We start from the raw sequence: 17,096 nt of genomic DNA on the forward strand, positions 1-17,096 counted from the left end.
CGTACTTAAATGATGATTCTTAAGTCAGAAGACCTGCCTATATTTTGCACCAATAAGTGATTCTCAGCTTCAGATGTAACTAGCTTAAGAGAAAAGTTGTATCTAGCTGAAGCTTAGAAGAACTTATCCAGAAGCACGCAGTTGTTATACCTCAAATTATAGGGAGTAGAGGTTCTGCAAATGCTAGCTATCGGATAACTCTACGAGTGATGGAGGGGGCGTTTTTATGAAGATTTACTTACACATTTTATATGAGTGAGTATATTTAGTTAATGTGTCCTTTTAACATGTAAGTTAAAAGGACTTTTTATTTTATTAAGGCATATTAAAAAAATAATAAGTTAATATACCTAAGAAAAAATCATATAAAATTAAAGTGAAATATTAATAGGAGTGATTATATGACAAAAAAATATCAGGTTGCAGTAGGGTTATTGCTGGGGTTGCTATTTATTCCTAAAACTGCATTTGCGATGCACATAATGGAAGGATTTCTTCCTCCAGCATGGTGTATTGCATGGGGTGCTATATGCATACCATTTGTTTTTAGAGGATTATTTTCAATAAGAGAGAAGATAAAAGTGAACCCAAAGATTAAGATGCTAATAGCAATGGCAGGAGCATTTGCCTTTGTTCTTTCTGCGCTTAAAATACCATCTGTTACAGGAAGTTGTTCACATCCAACAGGGGTAGGCTTTGGAGCTATACTTTTTGGACCTACAGTTATGGGTGTTTTAGGGCTTATAGTGCTTATTTTTCAGGCATTACTTCTTGCACATGGTGGAATAACAACTCTTGGTGCTAATACTTTTTCAATGGCTATTGTCGGACCATTAGTATCATACTTTTTGTACAAGCTTTTAAAGAAAATGAATGTATCACAATCTATTGCAATTTTTACTGCTGCAATGCTAGGTGATTTAATGACTTATGTTACAACTTCAATTCAACTTTCATTAGCTTTTCCTGATGCAACTGGTGGAATTATGGTTTCGTTTGTAAAGTTTATGAGTATTTTTGCGGTAACGCAAGTTCCACTTGCAATAAGTGAGGGCTTATTAACAGTAATAATTTTTAATCTCTTAATTAGCTATAATAAGGAAGAACTTAAAGAACTAAACGTTATATCAAAGGAGGAGTAAGGAATATGAGTATTAAGGGCAATAATTTACTAAAAAAGAATTTAATACTTGCTATTCTTGTTATAGCTATAGCTGTTCTTCCCCTATTACTTCTAAAAAATGCTGAATTTGCGGGCTCAGATGATAAAGCAAAAGAAGCAATCACACAAATTAATAGTAATTATAAACCATGGTTTTCCCCAATTTGGGAACCACCAAGTGCAGAAATAGAAAGTCTTTTATTTTCAATACAAGCTGCTATTGGTTCTGGGATTATATGTTATTATTTGGGATACTTAAAAGGAAAATCAAAAAGAGATGAAGGTAAAAAATAAATGATTTCAATAGATAAATTAGCATATATTTCAAAACTTAAAAGAGTAAACCCAGTAGAAAAATTTGTTTTTGCAATTATTACTTTGATAATATGTATAGCATTAAACAATATATTAGACTCTATAGTAATATTGTTTCTGATGACTTTTATAATTGTTGCTATGGGGAAAATACCTTTAAAAACTTATGTTCAATTAATGTCATTGCCTTTAGTATTTTTAATAATTGGAATTATTACAATAGCAGTAAATGTAGTTGGAAACGATAATAATCTGATATTCAGTTTTAAAATTTTTGAAATTAAATTAGGATGCACTTATGAAAGTATTTTAGTTTCAGCAAGGTTATTTTTTAAGTCACTTGGATCCGTTTCGTGTTTGTATTTTTTAACTTTAACAACTCCTGTTTTTGAAATTCTACATGTACTTAGAAAGCTTAGAGTACCTAGGTTATTTGTGGAGCTAATGGGACTTATATATAGATTTATTTTTGTATTATTAGATACAGCTAATATGATTTATATATCTCAAAATTCTCGATTAGGATATTCAACATTTAAGACTAGTTTTAATTCGTTAGGGCAATTAATTACTTCTTTATTTATAAGTTCGTATAAGCGTTCACAAGATATTTACACTGCTATGGAATCTCGATGTTATGATGGTGATATAAATCTACTAGAAAATAAGTATACATATTCATATAAAAATATATCATTAATCATTGTTATAGAAGTTGTTTTGATAGTTATCAGTTTTAGTAAAAATATTTTTGGGGGAATTTATTAAATGAGTAGATACATACTAGAGACAAAAGATTTAAGTTACAAATATCCAGATGGAACTGAAGCATTAAAAAATATATACTTAAGAATACCACAGGGTAAGAAAATATCAGTTGTTGGTGTTAATGGTTCAGGTAAATCTACATTGTTTTTAAATTTAAATGGCGTTTTAAAAGCAACTAAAGGAACCTTATTATATAAAGAAAAAGAAGTAAAATATAATCATAAATCTTTAATGGAATTAAGAAAAAATATAGGAATAGTCTTTCAAGATCCAGAAAATCAGCTTTTTTCTGCAAGTGTATATCAAGAAGTTTCATTTGGAGCAATAAATTTGAAACTTAGTGATACTGAAGTGAGAAATAGGGTAGATGAAGCTCTTAAAAGTGTAGGAATGTATGAATATAGAGATAAAGCTGTACATTTTTTGAGCTATGGACAGAAAAAAAGAGTGTCAATTGCAGATATACTTGTTATGCAGCCAGAAGTAATTGTATTTGATGAACCTACATCAAGTCTTGATCCTAAACACTCAAAACAAATAGTAAAAATTTTTGACGAACTTAATGAAAAAGGCATAACTGTTATTTTATCTACTCACGATGTCGAACTAGCTTATTCATGGTCAGACTATATTATAGTAATGAAGGATGGAGAAATAGTTAAAGATGGGACGCCATATGAGGTTTTTTCTGATGATAAATTAATACATGAGTGTTATCTTGAAAAACCATTAATTCTTGATGTGTTTCAGCACTTATGTGATTGTAATAAAATTAAAGTTGAAAACAATATACCAAGAAACAAAGAAGAACTTTATAAATTTATAGAAGAATAACAGTATTAGTGCTTTTAAAAAGTAAAGAAAATAGAAGCTAAAAAATTGGGAAATTACAATGAATTATACTCACAAAAGCATTTGTCTTAGAATATATTAAAAACAAAAATATATATAATAATGGATACAAATGACTATTACTCTAAAATTTATATGAACAAAGGAGTTGTATTAAATGGGTAGATACGCAGGCTATTCTAAGAAATGCACCAAAGAAAACTGTGAGTTATGTAGTTGTATAAATGCTTGCCCTGTTGATATAGAGAGACATGGATCTAAATTATTAACCGTAAAAATAAAGGTGAATAATGTATGTCCAGGTAAAAAAGTAGCTATTGCATGCATCGTATATGATGAGAATAATAGAATAGTTGCTTTTAAAGGTTTTACAACAATGGCACATGGATATGAATGTGATAAGGATTCTTGTGGAACTATTGAAAAAAAGATAGTATTCGTCCTTCCAGAAGGTGAAACATGTGATCCAGATGAATTAAGAGTTCGAACCATAGGTAATTATGTATATCCATGTAGTTAATTCAACTATATAAATATAAAAAAACACTTGCTGAGAGGATAATTTTACCCAGCAAGTGCTTTTTGTGCAAAAATATATTAATTAGTATTTATTAAAGTGCAACAATTGATAATTTTTTATCAAAACTTTTTTTAAAACTATCATCCATTTCAACTGGTAAACTATCTTTCATATATTTAACACTGGATTCAGGTAGAGCTAAATTAAAGCTGTCTTTTTCATTTAAGATTACAACTTCAGCTAAACTGTTATAAAAATATTTATCAATCTTGTGTGCAAGGCATAGAATTATAGAAAGTCTTTTGCAAATAAAAACGTCATCTTTACTTAATAGATCTCTATATTCATCAACAATCTTATAATCAAATTTTCCGCTTAAAGCGACTGTATATGCAGCCATTAAGATTTCTTTATGAGTGAGCCCAGCAATAAGAGAATTAATAATAATATAAAAACCGTGCTTATAAGCATGTTTTACAGATATGCTGACGCCAACATCATGTAATTTAGCAGCTACTTTCAAGATTTTATTTTCTAACTCTAAAAATTTATTATTAGAATTTTCCAGATATTCTAATAATACATTAGATAAATCTTGTATTTTTTCGGCATGAGGTAAATTTAAATCATTATTAATTAGTATATTATTTAGCGAAAAATCTAAAATATCTGTAGTATCGATATTTTGTCCTAAAAGTCGTTCATATAAAACTCCTTCACGAATTCCATATTGGCTGATTTTAAGAAGTGGACAGCTGCAATAATTCATAAGCGCCACAAGGGCAGAGAATGGTGCTGTGAATATATCAGCTCTTTCCTTTGGAAGTCCCTTCAATTTAGTTTTTTGATTCATATCAAGGCTGAGAACATAATCATAAATGGTTTTAATTTCATCAATACTAATAGAATAATTATGTAGCAAATCTAAAGGATAATTAATAAATTTTTTGTGGATTTTGCCGATTGAACGAGCAGTTCCGCCAATCCCTATTAAAGGGAGATTTTTAGCATCTTTTAACCATGGTAATTTATCAAATTCTTTATCTATAAAATTTTTAAATTCTGATATGATATATTTGTCTGCAGGTCCATCAAAAGGAAAAAGCTTAGTTAAGGGAATTGAGCCTAAAGGTAAGCTTATACCTTGAACAATTTTTTTATCTTTAACTAATGTTATTTCCATACTTGAACCACCAATGTCGATTAGGAGAGCATTATTAATATCCATGGTAGATTTAATTGTAAGATAGCCATAAGCTGATTCTTCTATTCCGCTTAAAATTCTAATGTCTAAATCTAATTTTTCCTTTACTAAAGATAAAATTTCATTCTTATTATCTGCTCGTCTAATTGCTTCAGTTGCAACTACAATTATTTCTACAACATTGTTCTTTTCACAAAGAATTTTGAAAAATTCTAGAGTAACTATTAATTTTTGAATTCCTTCCTTAGATAAATTATTAGATTTATCAATAAACTGACCCAATCTTGTCATTCTTTTTTCTTCATCAATTATTTTAAAAGAATTATTTTCATATAATTCATAAACTAAAACTCTCATAGAGTTAGAACCAATATCAATAACAGCAATATTTTTCATTTCCTTCCTCCTACTCACAAAATATAACAAAAAAGTTAACTAATAAATAATAATCTGTTAACATAGAATTAACAAAAATATTAGATTATATTAGTATACATTTAAATATATTACATTATTTATGAAATAATTTAAATACTATAATAACAAATAATTTAATTAATTTTAAAAAATTGCTTTTAGGGTGAGGAGAATAATTATGAATCAAACTTACACATATGATAATTACGAGAATTTTTTTAATAGGGAGCTTAGTTGGTTAGAATTTAATCAAAGGGTTTTAGATGAAGCTAAAGATAACACCAATCCACTTTTGGAAAGACTTAAATTTTTAGCTATATCAGGCTCTAATCTTGATGAATTTTTTATGGTAAGAATTGGATCACTTTATAGTCAGATCCAAGCAGGATTTGAGGAGAGAGAGGTATCAGGGTTAACGCCTAGTGAACAAGTCGAAAAGATACTACATAAAGTAAGAGGAATGGTAAGAGATCAATATAAGACATATGAGCACTTGTATGATCATTTGGGATCACAAAATATTAAAATATTTACATACGATATGCTAAATGAAGAGCAATTGAATTTTGTAAATGCATATTACAGAAATATTATTTATCCAGTTTTAACCCCTATGGTTATAGATTCAGGAAGACCTTTTCCGTTATTATTGAATAAGACATTAAATATAGGAATGCTGTTAAAGGCCAATAAGAGCGATCAAGAAGTATTTGCGACCATTCAAGTACCATCTGTATTAGAAAGATTAGTGCCTATTCCAGGAGGAGAAGGAGACAATTTTATATTATTAGAAGATGTAATAAAGAATCATTTGAGTGAGTTATTCGGATTTAAAGTTTTAACAACTGCTTGCTATAGGATTACAAAAAATGCGGATTTAAGTTTAAATGAAGAAGGAGCAGAGGATTTACTAGAAACTATAGAAGAGTCTCTTAAACAAAGAAGATGGGGATTAGCTGTAAGGTTAGAGATTGAAGATACTAGTGATAATAGGATTATAAGCAAATTAGAACAGGAATTTGAAATATCTGACAATCAAATTTTTTCTATAAAAGGGCCAATCGATTTAACATTTATAAACAAACTATACAGTATTAAGGGATATAATGAACTAAAATTTGAGCCATTAAAAAGCATACCAGTTAAAGAATTGCAAGAATGCGACTTGTTTCAAGCTATAAGTAAAAAAGACATATTTATTCATCATCCATATGAAAGTTTTTCAGCGGTCGTTAAATTAGTAGAGGCAGCAGCACAAGATGAAAAAGTACTAGCCATAAAACAAACATTATACAGGGTAAGTGGTAATTCCCCTATTATTGCCGCACTTTCAAAGGCAGCAGAAAATGGTAAACAAGTAACGGTTTTAGTTGAACTGAAGGCTAGATTTGATGAAGAAAATAATATTCATTGGGCAAGACAGCTTGAAAAAGCAGGCTGCCACGTAATATACGGAGTAATAGGACTTAAAACCCATAGTAAAATATTACTGATTGTAAGACAAGAAAAGAAAGGTATTAAAAGATATGTACATTTAGGAACAGGAAATTATAATGATGTTACTGCAAGATTCTATACTGATATAGGTCTTCTTACTGCAAAGCCAGAATATGGCGAGGATGCTTCTGTTATTTTTAATATGCTTTCTGGGTACTTTAAGCCAGAAAATATGAGCAAAATAACTATTGCACCATATGGATTAAGAAAAAAATTAGAATACCTAATTGAAAGAGAAACAGAATATGCAAAACGTGGAAAGCCAGCAAAAATAATTGCTAAAATGAATTCTTTAGTTGATAAGAAGTTAATGATTGCTTTATATAAAGCGTCGCAAGCAGGCGTGAAAGTTGAACTTATAGTTAGAGGAATATGTTCTTTAAGGCCTGGAGTAAAAGGATTAAGTGATAACATTACAGTAAGAAGTATAGTAGGAAGATATTTAGAGCATAGCAGAATATACTATTTCCTTAACGCAGGTAATGAGGATATTTATATTTCAAGTGCTGACTGGATGTATAGAAATTTAGATAAAAGAGTTGAGACAATGACAGTAATTGAAGAACACAGTATTAAAAAAGAACTTAAAGAAATGCTTGAATTATATTTAAAAGATAATGTTAAGAGCAGACTTTTAAATTCTGATGGGTCTTATACAAAAATAGTTTCAGAAGGTAAAACAATTAATTCACAAGAAGAAATGGTTGAGCTTTGTAAAAAATTTAATAATAAGAATTAGATAAGGAAAAAGTGAGTTTCAATATATTTAGAAGTTTTATTGAAACTCACTTTTTGTTTTTTAGCTTTTTAAGGAATTTCATAAAAAGGTTATGCTAATTAGAAATTTAATTATAAAAATCCTTAAGTATGTAAAAATTTAATCGAAAATTATACATAAGAATATAAATTTGGTTGACATTATTAATTTACATAAAATATTCTAGGAGATGAGAAGGATGAAAAACCATAAAATTAAAATATTATCTTTGGCTATAATAGCAATTTTAGCTCAAGGAACTTGCATTGTATTTGCTGCAGATTCAAAAGATGGTTATACTAAGGATGAATTAAATAATATAGAACCAGGATTTGAATGGAAAGACATTGATAAAAGTAATTATAAAGTTGCTTCAGATATAAATAATTTTTCAAGTGCAACAACTCCAGAAGAAGCTGCTAAAAACGATAAGAATTCTAGCAGTACATCTACAGCTGCAACAACAACTGCTACTAATAGTACAACAGATTCAAACACTGGAAATATTATTGTAAGCACAGTTCCTAGCACGGGGAGAAAAGGGGATTTTTGGGGAAAAACTAAAGATGGCAAATGGATATTAATTGAACAAGGTGTCCCTGTAAGTGGATGGAAAAATGTAAGAGGCAAGTGGTACTATATGGATGCAGATGGTGTAATGCAAACGGGCTGGATTAATGATGGTGAAACATGGTATTATTTGAACTCTGATGGAAGTATGGCATACAATACATATGTAGATGGTTATTACTTAAATTGGAATGGTGAAATGCAATAACTCAAAATAATTAGTAAATAGTCTTTAATTTATATAACATATTGAGCAGAAAAAGATTATTCCTTAAGAGGTTGTTTCTAGAGAATGGGGTTGCACAATTTCTATTATTAGAAGTTGTACAGCCTTATTCTTTTTTGTATGTGCATATGGAAATTATATTAATAGCAGTATTTTTATATTATTAGCCTCTATTTTGCAAGAAATTTGAATTTTATGGCTATATAATAACATTATAATCTTATTAAAAATTTTAGGCTCAGTTTTATTATTTGAATACCCCTTCAACTGGGCCTAAAAATAAATGTCCAGATTATTAATATTATAGTAATTTAAATTTTATTGTTTCAAGTGGAGGAATTAACTATGGAGAAATGCAATCAAGATAAAAAAATATTTGGAAAATTATTAAACTATGAAGTAGAGGATAATGAAATTAATATTAGATTCCAAGAAAAAAATGTATTTGTAAAAGTAGTAAACTCATATATCATTAATTTTTTTGTGCCTTTATTTAGGGGAGAGAGAAATTCTAAAGCTGTAGAAAACATCATAGATAGTCATTGCGATTTTGAAGTCGAAAAGATAATTGATGGAATACAAATATCTACAGAAAATCTGTTAGTTAAAATTTTTGATGATTTTAAAGTAGATATTTATGATAAAAATGGAGCATTATTATGCGAAGATTATAGAGGTGAAAGTAAACCTTTTAATAGAAGATATGGCGATTATGTTCTAGCTGAGGCTGAAGGACATACTTTAAATGGAGCAGCAGATTATAAAGTATATGTTTCAAAAAAGATGGAAGATGATATGTATTTCTATGGTCTTGGAGAAAGAAGTGGTCACCTAAATAAAAGAGGCTATCACTATGTAAACTGGAATACTGATAATCCAGCACCTCATGGAGAAACTTTTGATAGACTTTATAAATCAATTCCATTCTTAATTGGCTTAAATAAGGGAAATGCTTTCGGTATATTTTTTGATAATCATTTTGAAACTCACTTTGATATGGGAAGAGATAATTCTAAATATTATTATTTTGCAGGTGTAGATGGGAATCTAGATTATTATTTTATTTATGGTCCAACAATTAGAAAGGTTGTTGAAGGATATACTAAAATTACTGGAACTATGCCTTTACCTCAAATGTGGACACTAGGTTATCAGCAATGCAGATGGTCTTATGATAGTAAAGAAAGACTTATGGAAGTGGCAAATAGCTTTAGAGAAAAAGGAATACCTTGTGATACATTATATTTAGATATAGATTATATGGATGAATATAGAGTATTTACTTGGAACAATGAGAGATTTGAAGATCCCGAACAAATGATTAAAGCGTTAAATAACATGGGCTTTAAAGTTGTAACAATAATAGATCCAGGTGTCAAGGTTGATAAAGGATACAAGATCTATGACGAAGGGCTTAAAAATGGATATTTTGCAACTGATAATCAAGGAATAGTTTATAGAAATGAAGTTTGGCCAGGGGATTCTGTTTATCCAGATTTTCTAAATTCTAGCGTTAGAAAGTGGTGGGGAGAAAATCAAAAAATAATGATTGAAACAGGTGTAAGCGGTATTTGGAATGATATGAACGAGCCTGCAAGCTTTAAAGGACCTCTGCCTGATGATGTTATGTTTGATAATGATGGAATTCCAGTAACTCATAAAGAAGTCCACAATGTTTATGGACATATGATGTCAAAAGCAACATATGAAGGTTTAAAAAAGGCAACTGGAAAAAGGCCATTTATAGTAACAAGGGCTTGTTATGCTGGAACTCAAAAATATTCAACAATATGGACTGGAGATAATCAAAGTACATGGGAACATTTAAGAATGTCAATTCCAATGCTAATGAATCTAGGACTTAGCGGAATGGCTTTTTGTGGAACTGATGTAGGTGGTTTTGGACATGATTGTAGCGCTGAACTTTTAAGCAGATGGGTTCAAGTTGGAGCCTTTACTCCGCTGTTTAGGAACCATTCAGCAATGGGTACTAGGGATCAAGAACCTTGGGCATTTGATGAAATTACAGAAGAAATTAATAGAAAATATATAAAATTACGATATAAATTATTACCTTATATTTACGATTCAATGTGGAATGCTAGTAAAAATGGAGCACCACTTATAAGACCTTTAATATTTAATTATCAAAATGATAAGAAGACTTATGAGATTAATGATGAATTCCTTTGTGGAGAAAATATATTAGTTGCACCAGTAGTTGAACAAGGAGCAAAGGCAAGGATGGTATATCTTCCAGAAGGCGAAATTTGGATAGATTATTGGACAAAAGAAGAATATAAAGGTGGACAATATATAGTAAGAGAAACTCCATTAGATATTTGTCCAATATTTATTAAAGGAGGAACAGTACTTCCTGTTGCAAAAGAGCAGAATTATGTTGGCGAAATACAAAGTAATAAGTTAACAGTAGAAGTTTTCTTATGTAATGAAAATACAGAAACACGATATCACCATTTTGCTGATGATGGAGAAAGTTTTAGATATCAAGCCGGGGAGTTTAATGACTACAAAATAAAGGTAACAAATGGTGATAGTGTAGAAATAAAAGTTAAAGTAATTAATAATGAATATGATGATGATTATGAACATATTGAATTCATTTTTCATAATTTAAATGGAAAAATTGTAGAAATAAATGGAGAGACTAAAGAAGTTAAAGAAAATAAAGTGAATATTACTAATCCTGCAAAATGTTTGTAGTAGTTTTAAATTAAAGAATCATATTATTGTTTATATTTAATGTTAAGTAGTTAAATGCTATATAAATTAAAGTTATTATATAGCATTTAACTACAATTTATTTGGATATATAATTAAGGAAGGATGCGTTTGATTTTATGAAGAAAGAAGGAATAAAGTTTGAAAATAACTTATTTAAGATAACTTGGCCTATCTTTGCTGAGACATTACTATTAATGCTGCTGGGAAGTATGGATATATTTATGCTTGGAAAGTACAGTGATGATGCTGTTGGAGCCGTTGGAATTGTTAATCAAATAATTAACATGCTGAATCTTTTATTTGTCATTATTACTTCAGGAACTACAATTATTTGTTCACAATATATTGGAGCTAAGAAGAAAGACGAAGATATTATGAAGTTAGTAGGAACATCTCTTGTAATTAATACTTTTTTTGGAGGGTTAATTAGTTTACTAATTTTATTATTTTCAAATTTTATTTTAAAATGCATGAATGTGGCACCTGAGTTTATGTTATATAGTTCTCAATATATAAGAATAGTTGGAGGATTTATAATTGTTCAAGCTATAACAGCAACATTTACATCGGTTTTAAGGTCTTTTGGATTTACAAGAATATGCATGTATACAACTCTTGTAATGAATATATTCAATATTATTTTAAATTATATATTAATATTTGGTAAGTTTGGAGCACCCAGTCTTGGCGTTCAGGGGTCTGCAACTGGAACTACTATAAGCAAGATACTCGGAACTGTTTTTCTTGGATATTATTTATTTAAGAAAATATTACCTAACTTCTCAGCAAAATATTTAAGGAAAATCGAAAAAAAGGAAATTAAAAATATATTACATATGGGAGTGCCATCAGCAGGTGAAAATATATCGTATTCTTTAGCAAAGTTAGTAGCAACAGTTATACTAACCCATATTAGCATTTCAGCAGTTACAACTAATAGTTATATAAACAATATTTGTATATTTATCTTTGTATTTTCTGTTTCCATAGGTCAGGGATCAGCAATAATTGTTGGAAGATTAGTTGGAAAAGGAAATCCTAAGGAAGCATATGATTTATGTTTCTCTTCACTTAAAAAAGCGTTTATAACATCCACTATTTTAGGGATAATAGTTGCGATTTTGGCACGAAAAATATTTGGAATATTCACAAATAATGAAGAAATAATTGCTCTAGGAGCATCAGTTCTACTTGTAAATGCATTTCTTGAACCAGGAAGAACTTTTAATCTTGTAATAATAAATTGTTTAAGAGCATGTGGTGATGTACGATTCCCAGTATATGTTGGAATTTGTTCAATGTGGGTAATTGGGGTTGGATTAGCTTACATATTGAGCATAACTTTAAATTTGGGAATGCCTGGCATGTGGATAGCTTTATCTTTAGATGAATGGGTAAGAGGAATAATAATGTATTTTAGATGGAAAAGTAAGAAATGGCATGGTAAGGCAATAGTTAGTAATGAAAAATCATTAGCATTTTAATATTTATTAGGAGAGAATATATTATGAAATTATTAGACTATGGTGAAAGAGTTGGAATAGTTGCTTGTTCTAATGGTTTAGATGAAAGCAGCGTAGTAAAAATGAAAGAATTAGAAGTTGCTTTAAATTCATTGGGGCTTAAGGCCATATTTAGCGATAAAATTTATAAAAAATTCTCTGATTTTAATGGTATAGAAAAAGAAAGAGCGGAAGTTTTAATAAATTTTTTTAAAGATAATAATATTAAAGCTATATTTGATGTATCTGGCGGGGATTTAGCAAATGGAATTCTAGATTATTTAGACTTCGAGATTATAAAAAGCAATCCCAAGCCTTTCTTTGGGTATAGTGATTTATCTGTAATCATAAATTCAATATACTCTCAGGCAAACATAAAGACTTTCCTATATCAAATAAGAAATTTAGTGGAAAGCTATAAAGATGAGCAAGTTAAGGATTTTAAAAGAACATTTATGGAAGGTGGAAGTGAACTTATAACATTTAATTATGAATGGATACAAGGGAGTTCAATGAATGGTATAGTTGTTGGAGGAAATATTCGTTGTTTATTAAAACTGTCAGGTACAAAATTTATGCCAGATTTCAAAGATAAAATTATTTTTTTAGAAAGTTTAAGTGGAGATGTTCCTAAAATGGTTACTTATTTAACTCAATATAAGCAGATGGGAGTATTTGATAAGGTCAAAGGTATAATTCTTGGCAGTTTTACTGAAATGGAAAGAAAAAACTATTCTCCCAGTATAAGTGAAATAATTAAATATATAGTGAATAATCCTAATATGCCAATAGCAAAAACTAATGAAGTTGGGCATGGAAAAGATTCGAAATGTATAATAATTGGAGATAATATGCGCTTATAAGAAATAGATAAGTACCTATTAAGGTATTATTAAGGTTAATAAAGTAGAATGATATGTGTTCAGAGGAAAATATTCCTTATGATTCCAGGTTGATAATATATTAAATTAATTTGGTTATTCATGAAGATTTCTTATTTTACAAAATCTTAATATTAACTTATAGGAGGAATACATATGAAGTTTATGAGAAATTTATCTATTAAAGTGAAATTACTAGCGGGGTTTATGATTATCGCGTTATTGATTGGTATCACTGGATTTTTTGGAAAGTTTGGCATGTCGAAGATGGAGACTAGTGCACAGGAAATATATTCTACTAATCTTCAAAATGTAGATAAAATACATTTTATTAAAGAAAATTTTTTAATTGAAGTTGGACTTGTTAATGATGCTGTATTGGAAGAAGATGATTCTAAAACTAAAGCGGATTTGCAAAAAATTGATACAATTAAAACTAAAAATAGTACATATATTCAAGGATTTAGTGATAGTGTTATGTCTGATAATGAGAAGAAAGAATTTAACGATTTTACATCTCTTTTAGATAAATATTCAACTGAAAAAGATAAGCTTTTTGAATTGCTTAATGCTGGAAATTATAAAGAAGCAAAAATAAAGCAAGCCGATATTATTCAAATTACAGATAGTATGTCTGAAAAACTTGATAATTTAATTGAAATGAATCAAACTTCTGCAAAACAAGCTTTTGATAATAATGCAGAAGATTATAAAATGACAACTAATATAATGCATGTTATTTTAGGGGTTGGAATTATTTTGGCAATTATGATTGGAACTGTATTGTCAATGTATATATCAAATATGATAAAAAAGGGATTGCTATTTGCTGAGGCTATAGGAAATGGTGATTTAACATATTCTTTAGAAAGTAAAAATAATGATGAGCTTGGAAAACTTATAAAGGCATTAAATAATGCAAGAGAAAAAATGAAATCTGTTATTGAAAATATAATCGATCAAGCTCAGAGGGTAACATCTTCAAGTGAAGAATTATCAGCTACCTTGGAAGAGATGTCCAGTAATTTTAATAACATTGATAAAAGTACGTCACATATAGTTAATAATATTCAAGATATAAATATTATTACAGAAGAGTTATCTGTGACTATGGACCAGGTAAATTCGGGAGTAAATCAATTGGCTTCAAATTCAACTGAAAGTAGTCAGCAATCTATACAAATTAAGGAAAGAGCAAGTAATATTAAAGAAAAAGGTTCAAATTCTAAAAATCTCGCTGATAAGTTATATGAAGAAAAACAACATAACATTTTAAATGCCATTGAACAAGGAAAAGTGGTTAACGAAATTGGTCTAATTGCAAAGTCTATTGCATCAATAGCTGAGCAAACAAATTTACTTGCATTAAATGCCAATATCGAGGCAGCTAGAGCAGGAGAAAATGGAAAGGGATTTGCAGTTGTTGCTAATGAAGTAAGGATACTTGCTGAACAATCAGCAGAGTATGTAAAGAATATTCAAGATATTATATCTAATGTTCATGTTACTTTTGATAATTTATCAAATAACTCAAAAGATATATTAAGTTTTGTGGATAATAGTGTAAGAAAAGATTATGATTTATTAATTGATACAGGAGTTCAATATGAAGAGGATGCTGCTTTTATTAGTGATTTATCTCAAAATATTGCATCTATGACTGAAGAATTAAATGCGTCAACAGAAGAAATTTCAAGTGTTATTCAAACTATTGCTGGAAATATGGGAAATACTAAAGAAAATTCTGAGGAAATATTAGTTGGTATAGAAGAAACAAATAAAGCAATGGAACAGGTAGCTTTAGTGGCTCAAGATCAAACAGTAACAGCAGAAAAACTTACACAATTAGTTTTAAGCTTTAAGATATAAATAAGCAATTAGTAAACCAAAAAGTAAATATAGCTAGCCGAAATGGGTTACATACTTTTGTTGCAGTTTCTAAGGAATTTTAATGAAACTTTAACAAAAGTATGTGACTCATTTTTTGTTGAGATTTATTTTTCAATATAAATACTATATTTACACAATTAAATATGTATTACTAAGAATTTGCAATTATTATATGGAAATTAGATGAATTTTAACCTATAATTAGAGTTAATGAATAGTTATGTATAAAATCGGGGGTTTAGATGTTTATAAAATTTAATAAGTGGGTTAAAATCGTTTCCGTATTATTGATTTGCTTTACTATTTTTGCCGAATGCGGAAGAAGTACTAGTAGTAAGTATGGTTTAGATAAAGAAAAACCAGTGGCAGTTGAAATCTGGCATTATTATAATGGAGTTCAAAAAATAGAATTTGATAAAATGGTTGATGAATTTAACAGGACCTTAGGAAAAGATGAAGGAATAATCGTTGAGGCTTTTAATCAGGGGAGTATAAGTGAGCTTACAGATAAAATTATAAATACTGCTAATAAGAAAGTTGGTACAGGAAAAATGCCTGATGCTTTTATGGCATATCCTGATACTGCTCATGAAGTAGAAAAGTTAGATTTATTATCTGACTTTAGTAAATATTTATCTAGTAGTGAAATAAATCAATACATAGACGGATATATTGATGAAGGTAAACTAGGCAATGAAAATAAGGTGAGAATATTTCCAATAGCAAAATCTACTGAAATTCTTATGGTTAACAAAACAGACTGGGACAAGTTTTCGCAAGAGACTGGTGCAGATATAAAAGACTTTGAGACCTGGGAAGGAATTGCAAAATTAGCAAAACAATATTATGAATGGACAGATAGCAAAACAGAGGCTGAAAACGATGGAAAAGCTTTTTTTGGTAGAGATGCTATGGCTAATTATATGATTATTGGAAGTAAGCAATTAGGAGAAGAAATATTTAAAGAGGATAATGGGAGCGTGAATGTTAATCTAAATAAAGAAGTAATGAGAAAACTGTGGGATAATTTTTACGTTCCATACATTAATGGATACTATGCTGCTTATGGTAGATTTCGTTCTGATGACGCTAAAACAGGAGATATAATTTCTTTTGTTGGATCAACTAGTGGAGCAGAGTATTTTCCAGATTCAGTGATAACAGGTGAGGAAACAAGTTATAAAATTGAGCCAATGATTTTATCTCTCCCTAAATTTGAAGGTGGAAAAGGATATATGCCTCAGCAAGGAGCCGGAATGGTAATAACAAAATCAGATCCTAAGCATGAGTACGCTGTAACTGAGTTCTTAAAATGGTTTACTGATGTTGACAGAAATATAGAATTTTCAGTAAAGTCAGGTTATTTACCTGTTAAAAAAGAAGCTAATAATACTGAATTTATTAAAGATAAAATTGAAAAGAATAAAAATTTAGATTTATCAAAAAAATCACAAGAAGCAATTTTCATAGCGTTGAATCAAGAGAAAGAATATGATTTTTATACAAGTGAAGCTTTTGATGGTGGAGATAAAGTAAGAGATATTTTAGAAAAATCAATGATAGACAAAGCGAAAAATGATAGAGAGCAAATAAAAGCACAATTAAATCGCGGGGGTTCAAAAGACGAAATAATAAAAAAGTATGATAATGATGAAAATTTTGAGAAGTGGTTTAATGAATTAAGAGAAAATATACGAAAAGTCAAATAGTATTTTTTAAAATTTATAAAAGGAAATCCGACTCACATTCGTTCGCTGGGGAAGTTCGATTAACAAAATCATAGATTTTGA

At 29.1% G+C, this 17,096-nt stretch carries 13 protein-coding genes; 12 read left to right on the top strand and 1 reads right to left on the bottom strand.

Annotated elements, in window-relative coordinates; translation table 11 throughout:
• Positions 1-401 precede the first annotated feature (401 nt).
• The 5 genes from COL3_RS23910 to COL3_RS23930 all read left to right on the top strand — a co-directional run bounded on the left by COL3_RS23910 (position 402) and on the right by COL3_RS23930 (position 3,617).
• A complete protein-coding gene (locus COL3_RS23910; RefSeq protein ID WP_008427947.1) occupies positions 402-1,142 on the top strand; it encodes an energy-coupling factor ABC transporter permease in 741 nt (246 codons plus the stop codon).
• A 5-nt stretch (positions 1,143-1,147) separates the two neighbouring features.
• Positions 1,148-1,456: an energy-coupling factor ABC transporter substrate-binding protein gene (locus tag COL3_RS23915; protein WP_008427948.1), complete on the top strand. Its 309-nt coding sequence runs from the start codon at positions 1,148-1,150 to the stop codon at positions 1,454-1,456.
• The gene (cbiQ, locus tag COL3_RS23920) at positions 1,457-2,245 is read left to right on the top strand and encodes a cobalt ECF transporter T component CbiQ (protein WP_008427949.1); all 789 of its coding nucleotides are present in this window, start codon (positions 1,457-1,459) and stop codon (positions 2,243-2,245) included.
• Entirely contained in the window at positions 2,246-3,079 is an 834-nt protein-coding gene (locus COL3_RS23925; RefSeq protein ID WP_008427951.1) for an ATP-binding cassette domain-containing protein, read from the top strand.
• 175 nt (positions 3,080-3,254) lie between these two features.
• Positions 3,255-3,617, top strand: coding sequence for a hypothetical protein (locus COL3_RS23930; protein ID WP_008427953.1), 363 nt, complete (start codon positions 3,255-3,257; stop codon positions 3,615-3,617).
• A 91-nt stretch (positions 3,618-3,708) separates the two neighbouring features.
• Here the strand turns inward: COL3_RS23930 and ppx are convergent, their stop codons facing one another.
• The gene (gene ppx / locus COL3_RS23935) at positions 3,709-5,217 is read right to left on the bottom strand and encodes an exopolyphosphatase (protein WP_008427954.1); all 1,509 of its coding nucleotides are present in this window, start codon (positions 5,215-5,217) and stop codon (positions 3,709-3,711) included.
• Positions 5,218-5,416: 199 nt separating this feature from the next.
• On the opposite strand from ppx, the gene COL3_RS23940 reads away from it, so the two are divergent.
• The 7 genes from COL3_RS23940 to COL3_RS23970 all read left to right on the top strand — a co-directional run bounded on the left by COL3_RS23940 (position 5,417) and on the right by COL3_RS23970 (position 17,015).
• Positions 5,417-7,474: an RNA degradosome polyphosphate kinase gene (locus COL3_RS23940; protein WP_008427956.1), complete on the top strand. Its 2,058-nt coding sequence runs from the start codon at positions 5,417-5,419 to the stop codon at positions 7,472-7,474.
• 217 nt (positions 7,475-7,691) lie between these two features.
• On the top strand, positions 7,692-8,270 hold the full coding sequence (locus COL3_RS29660; RefSeq protein WP_008427958.1) for a cell wall-binding protein: 579 nt from the start codon (positions 7,692-7,694) through the stop codon (positions 8,268-8,270).
• A gap of 363 nt (positions 8,271-8,633) precedes the next feature.
• Complete coding sequence (locus COL3_RS23950) at positions 8,634-11,012, top strand: glycoside hydrolase family 31 protein (protein WP_008427960.1); 2,379 nt, start codon at positions 8,634-8,636, stop codon at positions 11,010-11,012.
• A gap of 137 nt (positions 11,013-11,149) precedes the next feature.
• Complete coding sequence (locus COL3_RS23955) at positions 11,150-12,517, top strand: MATE family efflux transporter (RefSeq protein WP_008427961.1); 1,368 nt, start codon at positions 11,150-11,152, stop codon at positions 12,515-12,517.
• 23 nt (positions 12,518-12,540) lie between these two features.
• Positions 12,541-13,398: a S66 peptidase family protein gene (locus COL3_RS23960; RefSeq protein ID WP_008427963.1), complete on the top strand. Its 858-nt coding sequence runs from the start codon at positions 12,541-12,543 to the stop codon at positions 13,396-13,398.
• A 174-nt stretch (positions 13,399-13,572) separates the two neighbouring features.
• Entirely contained in the window at positions 13,573-15,285 is a 1,713-nt protein-coding gene (locus tag COL3_RS23965) for a methyl-accepting chemotaxis protein (protein WP_008427964.1), read from the top strand.
• 263 nt (positions 15,286-15,548) lie between these two features.
• On the top strand, positions 15,549-17,015 hold the full coding sequence (locus tag COL3_RS23970; protein ID WP_008427966.1) for an extracellular solute-binding protein: 1,467 nt from the start codon (positions 15,549-15,551) through the stop codon (positions 17,013-17,015).
• Positions 17,016-17,096: the final 81 nt, after the last annotated feature.

It is taken from the genome of Clostridium sp. LS (genome assembly GCF_002760435.1).
Classification (GTDB): Bacteria; Bacillota; Clostridia; order Clostridiales; family Clostridiaceae; genus Clostridium.

What these genes read in the sequence shown, in the direction of transcription:
- COL3_RS23910 (WP_008427947.1), top strand. Translation starts at nt 402, where the DNA reads ATGACAAAAAAATATCAGGTTGCAGTAGGGTTATTGCTGGGGTTGCTA.
- COL3_RS23915 (WP_008427948.1), top strand. Translation starts at nt 1,148, where the DNA reads ATGAGTATTAAGGGCAATAATTTACTAAAAAAGAATTTAATACTTGCT.
- cbiQ (WP_008427949.1), top strand. Translation starts at nt 1,457, where the DNA reads ATGATTTCAATAGATAAATTAGCATATATTTCAAAACTTAAAAGAGTA.
- COL3_RS23925 (WP_008427951.1), top strand. Translation starts at nt 2,246, where the DNA reads ATGAGTAGATACATACTAGAGACAAAAGATTTAAGTTACAAATATCCA.
- COL3_RS23930 (WP_008427953.1), top strand. Translation starts at nt 3,255, where the DNA reads ATGGGTAGATACGCAGGCTATTCTAAGAAATGCACCAAAGAAAACTGT.
- ppx (WP_008427954.1), bottom strand. Translation starts at nt 5,217, where the DNA reads ATGAAAAATATTGCTGTTATTGATATTGGTTCTAACTCTATGAGAGTT.
- COL3_RS23940 (WP_008427956.1), top strand. Translation starts at nt 5,417, where the DNA reads ATGAATCAAACTTACACATATGATAATTACGAGAATTTTTTTAATAGG.
- COL3_RS29660 (WP_008427958.1), top strand. Translation starts at nt 7,692, where the DNA reads ATGAAAAACCATAAAATTAAAATATTATCTTTGGCTATAATAGCAATT.
- COL3_RS23950 (WP_008427960.1), top strand. Translation starts at nt 8,634, where the DNA reads ATGGAGAAATGCAATCAAGATAAAAAAATATTTGGAAAATTATTAAAC.
- COL3_RS23955 (WP_008427961.1), top strand. Translation starts at nt 11,150, where the DNA reads ATGAAGAAAGAAGGAATAAAGTTTGAAAATAACTTATTTAAGATAACT.
- COL3_RS23960 (WP_008427963.1), top strand. Translation starts at nt 12,541, where the DNA reads ATGAAATTATTAGACTATGGTGAAAGAGTTGGAATAGTTGCTTGTTCT.
- COL3_RS23965 (WP_008427964.1), top strand. Translation starts at nt 13,573, where the DNA reads ATGAAGTTTATGAGAAATTTATCTATTAAAGTGAAATTACTAGCGGGG.
- COL3_RS23970 (WP_008427966.1), top strand. Translation starts at nt 15,549, where the DNA reads ATGTTTATAAAATTTAATAAGTGGGTTAAAATCGTTTCCGTATTATTG.